At 44.6% G+C, this 11,267-nt stretch carries 11 protein-coding genes; 7 read left to right on the top strand and 4 right to left on the bottom strand.

Translation table 11 applies throughout. The features are described 5' to 3' along the window. Positions 1-10 precede the first annotated feature (10 nt). Positions 11-904, bottom strand: coding sequence for a cation diffusion facilitator family transporter (locus tag TW84_RS19490; RefSeq protein WP_045977295.1), 894 nt, complete (start codon positions 902-904; stop codon positions 11-13). A 229-nt stretch (positions 905-1,133) separates the two neighbouring features. Next, positions 1,134-2,012, bottom strand: a complete 879-nt coding sequence (locus tag TW84_RS19485; RefSeq protein ID WP_045977294.1) for a LysR family transcriptional regulator — start codon at positions 2,010-2,012, stop codon at positions 1,134-1,136. Between the two features lie 150 nt (positions 2,013-2,162). Here TW84_RS19485 and TW84_RS19480 point away from each other — a divergent pair, with 150 nt between their 5' ends. Next, entirely contained in the window at positions 2,163-2,741 is a 579-nt protein-coding gene (locus tag TW84_RS19480) for a class I SAM-dependent DNA methyltransferase (protein WP_045977293.1), read from the top strand. 53 nt (positions 2,742-2,794) lie between these two features. Here TW84_RS19480 and TW84_RS19475 read toward each other — a convergent pair whose 3' ends face one another. Then, positions 2,795-4,795, bottom strand: a complete 2,001-nt coding sequence (locus TW84_RS19475; protein ID WP_045977292.1) for an acetoacetate--CoA ligase — start codon at positions 4,793-4,795, stop codon at positions 2,795-2,797. A gap of 226 nt (positions 4,796-5,021) precedes the next feature. Between TW84_RS19475 and phhA the strand changes: the two genes are divergently transcribed. Both phhA and TW84_RS19465 read left to right on the top strand, forming a co-directional pair. Further along, positions 5,022-5,813: a phenylalanine 4-monooxygenase gene (gene phhA, locus TW84_RS19470; RefSeq protein ID WP_045977291.1), complete on the top strand. Its 792-nt coding sequence runs from the start codon at positions 5,022-5,024 to the stop codon at positions 5,811-5,813. Further along, positions 5,806-6,138, top strand: coding sequence for a 4a-hydroxytetrahydrobiopterin dehydratase (locus TW84_RS19465; RefSeq protein ID WP_045977290.1), 333 nt, complete (start codon positions 5,806-5,808; stop codon positions 6,136-6,138). Before phhA ends, TW84_RS19465 begins: the two co-directional genes overlap by 8 nt. A gap of 237 nt (positions 6,139-6,375) precedes the next feature. Here TW84_RS19465 and TW84_RS19460 read toward each other — a convergent pair whose 3' ends face one another. Next, positions 6,376-6,930: a hypothetical protein gene (locus tag TW84_RS19460; RefSeq protein WP_045977289.1), complete on the bottom strand. Its 555-nt coding sequence runs from the start codon at positions 6,928-6,930 to the stop codon at positions 6,376-6,378. Positions 6,931-6,986: 56 nt separating this feature from the next. On the opposite strand from TW84_RS19460, the gene TW84_RS19455 reads away from it, so the two are divergent. The 4 genes from TW84_RS19455 to secF all read left to right on the top strand — a co-directional run bounded on the left by TW84_RS19455 (position 6,987) and on the right by secF (position 11,243). Further along, positions 6,987-7,655 carry a flagellar basal body-associated FliL family protein gene (locus TW84_RS19455; protein ID WP_205622500.1) on the top strand — a complete coding sequence of 223 codons (669 nt, stop codon included), beginning with the start codon at positions 6,987-6,989 and terminating at the stop codon, positions 7,653-7,655. Between the two features lie 132 nt (positions 7,656-7,787). Beyond that, on the top strand, positions 7,788-8,264 hold the full coding sequence (locus TW84_RS19450) for a hypothetical protein (RefSeq protein WP_045977287.1): 477 nt from the start codon (positions 7,788-7,790) through the stop codon (positions 8,262-8,264). 235 nt (positions 8,265-8,499) lie between these two features. After that, positions 8,500-10,338: a protein translocase subunit SecD gene (gene secD / locus TW84_RS19445; RefSeq protein ID WP_045977327.1), complete on the top strand. Its 1,839-nt coding sequence runs from the start codon at positions 8,500-8,502 to the stop codon at positions 10,336-10,338. A gap of 2 nt (positions 10,339-10,340) precedes the next feature. Next, entirely contained in the window at positions 10,341-11,243 is a 903-nt protein-coding gene (gene secF / locus TW84_RS19440; RefSeq protein WP_045977286.1) for a protein translocase subunit SecF, read from the top strand. The last annotated feature ends 24 nt before the right edge of the window (positions 11,244-11,267 follow it).

The following is an 11,267-nucleotide window of genomic DNA, read 5'->3' as shown; positions in this document are numbered from 1 at the left end:
AGTAGTTTGCTTAACTGGCTATGTTCAGGTTAAGCCTTAGGTCGAGTGGAAGTTTAGCCAGTTTGCTCTTCAAAATACGTCGAGTCTGTTCGAGATCAGCCACCGCCACCTGTTTTTCCATGGAGTGGACATCTAGGTTAACTCTAAGCTCTCGGCCTACCTTAGTGACAGCGGCTAACCTAATTTTCTGTTTCACTTGTTTATCTAACGCTATGACCTCTTTATCAACGACATCGCAGATCTCATCGCTCGGTGGCATCATTAGTAACTCTCTAATGGCTTCTTTAAGCATATCGAAAGGGACTTTTATAAAGTAAAACGACATTAGAATCATCATCATAGGATCGGCGTAGACAGAGTATTCGACCAGAGGTGATAAGGCGATACCCCATGCCACAATAAAGCCGAGTGTGACTGCAACGCTCAGTAGTGTGTCCATCTGCCATTGTTTGGCTTCCGCTTCAATCAAGCCAGAAGAGTGACGTTTTGATTTGCGAGCGATGTGCCACCACGCGTAGCCGCAGCCTAGTACATTGACCACACCAAATAAAGTGGCGATTGAAGCATCCACTTCACGACCACCGTTGAAGACAGCAATAAGGGCAGAGTAGAGTGAGTAACTGACTACCGCGAGAATAACACTGCCCTTGACGGCAATAACAACCGGCTCAAGCACGGCTTTGCCGAATGGAAAGTGGCTTCTTGAAGGGCTTTGAATGTATTTGGAAGCTGCGAGCGACAATAAAGTTAGCAGCAGACTGACAGATGAATAAACGCCATCAAAGACAATAACCAGTGAACCAACAAGCACCCCGAGTACCAATCCCCCCACTGCAAAGCCTGAAGCTAATAGGGCTGAGAAGATCAGAATCCGTTTTTCATTTGAGCTTGTCCTGTCACACATAGAGTATTCTCTTCGCAATTGATATCTTTATTCTTTGCGTACTCAGCCTATTTGACAAACTTGATCTGTACTTAAAATAACCAGAGATAGTGGTATTACACACTTTGTCTTTAGAATTCAGGGTGTTAACGTTGATTTTTAGTGTCACAAAAACTGACACTGACTGTCGTATTGTTAAGATAAGCGCAGCGCAATGCCGCTATTGTCACAGGTAATGAAAGCCAAACTATCAAAAATCAAACAAATATTCGTTTAATTTATCCGCCAACCATGACATGCCGGGGTGCTCTGCCATGCCTGCTGCGGTAAACATACAGTAGTCTTCTTGCGTTAAACCATAGGTATGCTTAATGACAGCCAGTTCTTGTTTACGCAAATGGTGACGGATAAGAGGTTCTGGTAATACCCCCCAAGCATCTTCGGTGAGAATGGTACTGAGCATATAGTCAAAACTAGAGAAACCAATATGGCGCAATGAGAAAGGCTGCAATTCGGGATTGTCTTTTTCGTTGAGGTAAACCATGACCGCTTGCATTGCATTACGCAGTTCGTTGTCCGAAACACGTCGAAGCTGACTGAGGCGATGATCGGCTTTACATACCGACATCAGTCGGATCTTGCCCAACGGGTGGTAACTTATATGGGGGTCATCGATACGTTCGTAATCGACACCAAAAGCAAAATCGACTTGTTGAGTGACCACTAGGTTTGCCAGATCACCACTAGATGCAAGGACAATATTAAACGAGGTTGCAGGAAATTTATTGTTGAGCTGGTGGGAAAGGCTCTGCCACATATCATCTGGCAACGAATCATCGCGTGCGATCCAGACTTCAGCGTTGAACTCACCGGACACTTGAGCACAGGTCTGACGAATTCGCGAAACGGTAACCAACATATTCTGGCAGTCTTTATAGATGGCTTTGCCTGCTTCTGACAGAGAAACATGGTTGCCCGTGCGGACAAAAAGCTCAATGTTTAGGTCCTTTTCCAGTGCTTTTATCGACATGCTTAATTTTGTTCGGTTGCATTCGAGTTGTCTAGCAGCTTCGGACACTGACCCAGTGTCAGCAATAGTACAGAAGGCTTCAATCTGCGATAGGTTCATCTGGGCAATTCGCGTATTTGGTGCTTATATAGGCTAATGTTATAAGAATACATTACGCTTGTCTGTTTTATGACGCCAAAAGCTATGAATTTCATGCAGTTTTGATACTCTTGTTTAACGCCAAATGAATGAGGTAATAGGGAGATCATGATGGCTACTATTTGGGATGATTATGCAGCAGAGTGGGAAAACGAGCCTTTAGCAGTATTGTATGCACAGAAAGCGTTTGACTCTCTTCAGGAAATTATCGATGTCCAAGGGAAACGAATTCTTGATTTTGGTTGTGGTACCGGACTACTGAGCCAAAAACTGTCTCCTCTCGCCAAAGATATCGTAGCGTTAGATAGTTCAGAGGCGATGATTGAGCAGCTAGATAAGAAAGAACTTGATAATGTAGAGCCAGTCGTTGACCTCCTAACAAGAGGGTTGGTGGCCATGCACCCGGCGTTCCGAAGTCAATTCGACTTAGTGGTTGCGTCTTCAGTTTGTAGCTTTTTGCCAAACTATTCTGACGTCGTTGATATCGTCTATAGCCTGCTCAATAAAGGCAACTATTTTGTTCATTGGGACTGGTTATCGGAGAAAGATGAAGAAGGTGGAATGACCCCCACTCATGTATTGCAAGTGCTAAGTAGTGTCGGTTTTGATGAGGTCGAAGTAACAACACCATTCAGTTTCGATACCCCGAACGGAAAATTGACAGTATTGATGGCCATCGCCAAGAAGTAACCTTGATTTCTCAGATCGTAAAAGCCCGAACTTAATGGTTCGGGCTTTTTGCTTTAGGAAACGGCTTGAGTGGCATACTGAGCGATTTCGTCAAGAACCTGAGGGTTGGCTATAGCGCCTTTGTTCTGCACTGTTTTGCCATGCAATACTTGTTTCACCGCTAACTCAACGAGCTTACCAGATTTTGTTTTTGGTACCTCGCTGATGGGGTAAATTTCTGCGGGAACATGACGCGGAGAGCACTGAGTTTTCAGCTGTTGCTTGATGGTTGCCATTAATTCTTCACTGAGTGTTACATCGTGCGCGAGTTGGACAAACAGTACCACTTTTTCATCGCCATTGAGCAGCCGACCAACGGCAATAGAATCTTCAACCTCAGAGAGTTGATTCACTTGTTGATAAATCTCTGCAGTTCCGATTCTTACACCTCCAGGGTTGAGTGTTGCATCACTCCTTCCGTAAAAAATGACACCGCTAGTGCTCGTCATCTCGACATCATCTCCATGATGCCAAGTGTTCTCATATTTTCCCCAATAGGCATTGTGATAGCGTTCACCATTGTCATGCCAAAAGCCTACAGGTTGATTGGGGAAGCTGTTGAGGCACACAAGCTCACCACGCTGATTCACCACCGGTTGGCCTTTTTCGTTGAATACACGAACATCTAGCCCTAATCCTGGTGCCTGACACTCTCCACGATAGACAGGAGAGATAGGGTTCCCTATCACAAAGCACCCACAGATGTCGGTTCCACCAGAAATAGAAGCAAGATGAATATCAGCTTTGATTCGGCTGTAGACGTAGTCAAATTGTTGAGGGTACAACACGGAACCCGTTGAACAGAGCGTCTTTAAGCTATCAAGGCGATAGTAATGACTTGGGTTGAACTCTGCTTTTTGCAGTGCTTCCAAGTATTTGGCCGACGTACCAAACAAGCTGACGTCTGCCTCTTCAGCCAACTCCCATAACACGCTTGGCATCGGATACATTGGGCTACCATCAAAAATGACTAAGGTTGCTCCGCTAGCGAGTGCTGAGACATGCCAGTTCCACATCATCCAGCCACAGGTAGTATAATAAAATACCCGATCACGAGGTTGGACATCACAGTGAAGCTGATGCTCTTTTAAGTGATTAAGTATGGTACCACCCACCGAATGCACAATGCATTTTGGCTTGCCTGTTGTTCCTGAAGAGTAGAGAACGAACAGAGGATCATTGAATCCGACCCGCTGATATCTCAGCCCGCGAGGGATGTAACTGGCGAGAATGGATTCCCAGTCTGAACATTGTTCATTGCCGAACGAACTCTCTTGTCCAATTTGTAAATAATCAATGTGACAGACGTTTTGGATGCTAGATATAGCGCTAACAATCTGGTTGTTTTTTTCATCCATTTTGAACGTTTTGCCATTGAAACTGTAGCCATTGCAGCAAAACAAAATCTTAGGCTGTACTTGACCAAAACGTTCTTTGACGCTTTCTACGCCAAAGTCTGGTGAGGTGGATGTCCATATCGCACCTAGGCTGGTTGTAGCCAGCATTGCGACGACGGTTTCAGGCATGTGAGGAAGATAACCTGCAACGACATCACCTTTTTCAACTCCGTTTTGTTTTAACCACTGTTGTAGGATGGAGACTTGGTCACACAGTTGTTGCCAAGTCAATTTTCGGCTTTGCCCTCTCTCGTTTTTAAACCAGATAGCCACACCTTCTGGATCCTGAAAGGCATAAGAGAGCAGATTTTCAGCGTAGTTTAACTGCGATTGAGGAAACCATATGGTGTCACGGCTCGGTGAGAATTTGCCCCAACGTGCAATGCCCTCACCATGAATGCAGTCACCTTTGTAACCAATCACATCGCAAAATTGCCATATCGAAAGCCAAAAATGCTTTTTGTTATCAACAGACCACTGGTGCAGGTCGTGGTAGTTTTCGATGGCTTCGCCCTGCATGTTGATATGCTGGATAAACTTATTCAAATTGGATGCGGAGGTTCTTTCTCCGCTAGGTTCCCATAGGGGGACCAGCTCAACTGACTCTTGAGTGGACATCACTTCCTCGTCTTACACATTTTCCCTAACTATGGCTAAGTTTTGTTGCAAAAACAGTCAATGTCAAACAATCAGCCAAGAAACATATTGCTGAAAAATAAGCAAAAAAAAGTAAAATGTAAAATTTATGTTACATCCGTTTGAGCGGGGAAGTACCCTGGTGAATTGTCACCGATTTCATGAGGCGATAGGCTTAAATGTAAAGGAGTTGTTAAAAGGAAAGGTGATGACTCAGTACGTATCTAAACCTATTAATAAACAAGGATTTGTCGACTGGAGTCGCGAGGAAGATCAGATTTGGCACGATTTGGTTTCCCGTCAGTTGGACTTAGTGAATCAACGTGCTTGTAAGGAATATTTGCGCGGCTTGGAACTGCTTGATTTACCGATCGATCGGGTTCCGCAGTTGCCTGAAATTAATCAGGTTTTAAAAAAGGAAACAGGATGGCAAGTTGAACCTGTTCCCGCATTGATAAATTTCGACCGTTTCTTTGCTCTGTTGGCGGATAAAAAATTTCCAGTCGCGACTTTTCTACGCTCTCGTGAAGAGTTTGATTATTTGCAGGAACCAGACTTCTTCCATGAGATTTTTGGTCATTGTGCAATGCTGACTAATCCTGAGTTTGCTGAATTTACTCATATATATGGCCAACTTGGTAAAGAGGCTACGAGTAAGGAAAGGGTCTACCTCGCTAGACTGTACTGGTTTACCGTCGAGTTTGGCTTGGTGAAGGAAGAGCAAGAGTGCAAAATTTATGGAGGCGGAATTTTATCTTCTCCAGGAGAGACACTCTATGCTCTGGATGATGAACGTCCGTTGCGAGAAGGCTTTGATATCCATACGGTGCTGAGAACACCATATCGCATCGATATTATGCAGCCAGCGTACTTTCTTCTCGAAGATATCAAACAGTTGTACGACCTGAGTAAAAAGGACTTGATGTCATATGTACATCAGGCGATGAAAGCGGGTCTGCTACCGCCGTTATTTGAACCTAAGGAAATCACACATGCTTAATGAATTACGATGTGAAGCGTGCAGCAGCGACGCGATTGCATTGACTAAAGAAGAACAAAGATTATTGCTTACTGAGCTCAATGAGTGGCAGTTGATAGAACGTGACGGAATTCCCCAACTTGAAAAAGCGTATAAGTTTAAGAACTTTAAGTTGGCATGGGCTTTTGCAGACCAAATTGCACAACTGGCGGAGGATGAGTTTCACCATCCTTCAATCCTTTTGGAGTGGGGTAAAGTGACGGTCACTTGGTGGAGCCACTCTATCAAAGGTCTTCATCGAAATGATTTCATCTGCGCCGCCAAGTGCGACCAACTGAGCGATTGATTCCAAGAGGCCTGAAGCAATCCCTTCGTCTTTCTTGCTTCAGGCCATTTTTTTCAAGCATTGTCCCTATCCCCCGTTGTTAACGCTAACCTATTCCATTGTTGCCAATTGCAAGTGCGTAGTAATGATAAACTCGCTGCTTTTTTGTGCTAGTTCACTGACCCCAGCTTGTTCAAGGTATGGTGCAAGAAGCGATGATAGCGTTACCTCCAGCAGCTTGTTATGGGCAAAGTCTAGTTATGGTTTGAGGGCTTCTATAGCCTGAATTTCTTGCTGATAGATGCCAATCATAATATTGAGTTTACTTACAAGGCGCTCGGTCTCTTGTTTTAAAGCGAGATTCGTATTGATGTAATACTGGCTGGAAGAGCTATTTATATTGAGAGCCACTTGGGTACAGTGCGTGGATAGGTTTTTCCAGTTATTGTTTGCTCTATCTATGATCGAAGACTGTTGGCGAATTTCATCGATCTCTTTGTGAAGGTTTGCTAAGACAGTAGTTGCAGCCTGCAATTGGTCAAGGATCTTTCTCTGGTGTAGCTCGCTTTGTGAGTTCCACAACGCTGACATCTCTGCTGTACTAAATTCTTGATACAGGAATTCTTGTTGTTTATGGAAAGCTAGAAAATCATTGAATTTACTGGCCTTTTCGTTGTACCAAGACTCCGCTTGCTTTTGAAATTTGAGGGCTTGATTCCACGAATCTTCTCGACAATGCTCACTGACAGCTTTAATTGGTAAAGTGAGCAGCATAAATGCCGTTACAGTGATATATAGCCCGCGCCATTTCATATTAGCTATATTGTTGATGAAAGATGGTTTAAGTATAGATAAGACATTAACTCAATATGAAAAAGATACTTATGGTTGTTCTGCTGCTGCTTGGCATTGCGTGTGCAGGTGGTGGTTACTACATCTTCTACCTTAAGCCACAGCAAGACGCTGCTGCCGCTGCTGCGCTGCTGGAAGAAAATAAACAACCACCGCCTGCGCCGATAAAAGAAGAGGCGCCACCACCACCGAAGCCCGAAGTAACAGACTTTTACGTTAGTCCACCTAAACTCGGAGTTAGAGAATTTCCGAGTTATGAAGCATTTGTTGAAAGCGTGGTTTACCGAGGAGACAAGCTGCATATTCTTGAAAAAAAAGATGGGTGGGGGCGAATTTCTCCTTACTATGTTTACGAAGAGGGTGGGGAAGAGGTGGCTGAATGGGTGCCAATGGAAGCGCTACTAGAGGTTGCACCAACCATCACCAAAGAGGAACGAGTTGAGACAGTCAGCAGTTACATAGAAAAGTCTGACGATTTCAAACAACATTTTGAGATGTTTGTTAAAAAGACCGATCAACTGCTCAAAGAAAAAACGTGTGAGCCGGAAGACTTTGAGGAAACTAGTGGTTGGGTGCGCTCTTTGACGTTTGAAAAGAGAGACGTTTACTTCGTATACTGCGGGGGACTCAAGCAGGCAAACAAGATCTATCTGGATGTGCAAACCGGAGAAATATTTTACCGCTAGCAGTGCTAACTCAGGTGTTTTACTGATTTTGCACTGCGATTAAATATGCAATATTAGGTTTTAGAACATTTTAGTTGTTTATAAATAGACTTGGACTTACCATCCAAATGTCTTCTAGTATTGGTGTCGTGAATGGCTCAACGTTTGATAAATTTTTTCTGGCTTACTTTGCTTACGATGGTATTACCAACGCAAGCAATGGCGTATTTTACGCAAGCTGAAAATGAAGCTAGCGCGCGTTTGGCTCCTCCTACCACGGATGCGGCACCTCAATCCCAAGCGGATTACCAGACTCTGTTCGAAGAGTCTCAACAAGAAGAAACATCGCAAAATCCGGTGTCACAATCTGAAATTGACACCGATGTGTTGGCCATTGTTCATTTTAATCGCTGGAGCTTATCTGATCGTCATTCAGAGGAGGGAGAAGCACCAGGAACCAGTGATGGTCATTATTCCAGTCAGGCATCTCTGCCACTCAATAGCCTTTATACCTACTCACTGTTTGACAATGGAAGCTGGGTCGAAAACTCGTTTACGTCAAATCATCGCATCTCAGGGTGGAAAGAATCCAACGCGCTGTATGTGGCCCTGAACGCTCAATTCATCTAACACCTTCTATCCAATCTGTAATACAGGTGTAGTTAGTTTTATTAGCTAGCTTGAAGCCCCTTGGCACCTTAATTATCACCTCTGCTGTGTTGTCAACCTACGCATTAGTTCAGAGTCGTTACCTTTTTACAGATCTAATCCATTGTATATACGACTGACCAAATCCAAGAGTCAGATAACTTTGTACCTATTTCAGTTAAGACTTTGAATGGGTACTGCATGTAAAGATAAAAATATGAAGAAAAATACGCCAAAAACAAAACATGCGAGAGTGATGAACCGCTACTCGGCTTGGAAATACGCGGTACTGATCGTGACGGTGATTGTACTGGCGCTCAGTGCGATCCCTACGTGGTATGGCGAGCAGCCTTCGATACAGGTTACAACGTCACAAAAGAGTGGTGTCATCGACAATCCAGTCGAACTGAACCGCTACTTGGAACAACGAAACATTCATGCTAAAGAGATTACTCAGCAAGAGAACTCAACCACATTGGTTTTCGATAACGAAACCGATCAAACCCATGCTCGTGAAGCATTGAATGGCTTACTGGGTAAACAAGACGCGATAACTTTCTCATACGTATCTGTAGCCCCTAAATGGTTAACTGATATGGGTTTCAGTCCAATTAAGTTGGGTTTGGATCTACGTGGTGGAGTACAGTTCTTACTGAATGTTGATGTAGATAAAGCATTCGAAGAGCAGCGCAATGCCATCGTTGATGAAATGCGTGACATGCTCCGTCAAGAGCACATTCGAGGCGTTAAGTTTGCTCAAGTCGGCGTGGATGGGTTCGACCTAAAAAGTAATTCAGGTGACGCGTTAACTAAGTCGGCGAACTATATTCGTCAGAACTATCCGGGTTGGGACATTAAACGCCATTCAGGCTACCTAGCGGTCAAGCCAACGGTACAAAACAAGTCTGACTTCCAAACCGTTACTATCAAGCAAAACCTGAAAATCATGCGTGATCGTATTGAAGAGCTTGGGATCACCGAAGCTTTGGTACAGCGTCAGGGTGAGCACAGTATCCGTATAGAATTACCAGGTGTGCAAGACCCTTCTCAGGCGAAGAACGTCATTGGCGCCACAGCGACATTAGCTTTCCATGAAGCGAAATCGCCATCGCAAGGCATTTCCTATGGCGATATTGTGCTTAAGGACAATGATGGCCGTGATGTTGTGCTGTCAAAACGCCCTGTGTTAACGGGTGAACACATCGTTAATGCTCGAGCAGGCGTAGACAACATGGGCTTCTCGGAAGTGAATATTTCACTGGATCACTCGGGTGGTAAAACCATGAGTGACTTCTCCGGTAAGCATATTGGTAAGCCAATGGCGACCGTATACCGTGAGTACACCACCAATGCAAATGGTGACACAGAACGTAGCGAGAAGGTCATCAGTGTCGCAACCATCCAATCTCAGTTGGGTAGTCAGTTCCGAATTACAGGGGCAGGCTCTCTGGATGAAGCACAGAACTTAGCATTGCTTCTTCGTGCAGGTTCATTAACGGCGCCGGTTACGATAGTTGAAGAGCGCACCATTGGTGCATCACTTGGTGCAGAAAACATTGAAAATGGTTTTGCAGCGTTAGCTTTGGGTATGGCGATGACGCTGACCTTTATGGCGCTATGGTACCGACGTTTGGGCTGGGTGGCGAATGTGGCACTTGTCGTCAATATGGTCAGCCTATTGGGTTTGATTGCTTTACTGCCGGGCGCGGTTTTAACCCTACCGGGTATCGCTGGTTTGGTATTAACCGTGGGTATGGCGGTGGATACTAACGTTCTTATTTTCGAGCGGATTAAAGATAAATTAGCGGAGGGGCGAACCTTTGCTCAATCTATCGATTTAGGCTTTGGGAGTGCACTGAGTACTATTCTTGATGCCAATATCACTACCATGATCACTGCGGTCGTTCTTTACTCCATCGGTAATGGTCCAATTCAAGGTTTTGCTTTAACCCTAGGGCTAGGATTGTTAACCAGTATGTTCAGTGGAGTGTTTGCATCTCGTGCAATTATCAATTTGGTTTGGGGACGCGATAGCCGTCGTGATGTAAGGGTTTAATTATGGTTGAATATCTAAAACAAAATATCCGTCGTATCCGTTACATTACTAGCTTTGTTTCGGTTGCATTAATGGTCATCTCTCTAGGCATCTTTGCTTTCAAAGGCTTAAATATGGGGTTGGACTTTACAGGCGGGATGGTGACCGAAGTACAGGTCGATAAAAATCTGAACAACAACGATTTACTTGAAGTACTTCAGCCGACACTTGGTGAGTTCACTGCGGTAACCCATTCGGATCAGGATGGTCGCTGGATCATACGCTATCCAGTTCCAGAAGATGATGCGTCGATGCCAGACATTACATCTGTACTGTCTGCCATCTCTCATCAGGTTGATGTCGTCAGCAACAGTATGGTGGGTTCGCAAGTCGGACAAGACTTGGTAGACCAAGGCGGTCTGGCTCTGCTGATATCGATGATGTGTATTCTGGGTTATTTGTGTTTCCGCTTTGAATGGAGACTGGCAAGCGGTTCATTGCTTGCGCTGATTCATGATGTAGTGCTGGTACTAGGCTTTTTTGCTGCGACACAAATGGAATTCAATTTGACCGTGTTTGCCGCGATTCTGGCGATACTGGGTTATTCTCTCAATGATTCTATTATTATTGCAGACCGAATTCGTGAGTTACTGGTGGCGAAACAGTCTACGCCAACGGACGACATTAACGATCAAGCTGTTATCGCAACGTTTTCTCGAACCATGGTGACTTCAGGCACAACCTTGCTTACCGTGTCTGCTTTGTGGATTATGGGCGGCAATGCACTTGAAGGGTTTGCGATTGCAATGTTTATTGGCATATTGTCGGGAACTTGGTCCTCGATCTCCATCGGTACCGTGCTGCCGGAATGGCTTAAACTAGAGCCAAAACATTACCTGCCGGTTGAGATTGACTCAGCCCCATAACCGCAAACTTATATGCCCTATAAC

Source organism: Vibrio neptunius, from assembly GCF_000967495.1.
In the GTDB taxonomy this organism is placed as follows: domain Bacteria; phylum Pseudomonadota; class Gammaproteobacteria; order Enterobacterales; family Vibrionaceae; genus Vibrio; species Vibrio neptunius.
Note: the sequence above shows the minus strand (reverse complement) of the source record. Positions and strands in the feature narration are given on the sequence as shown.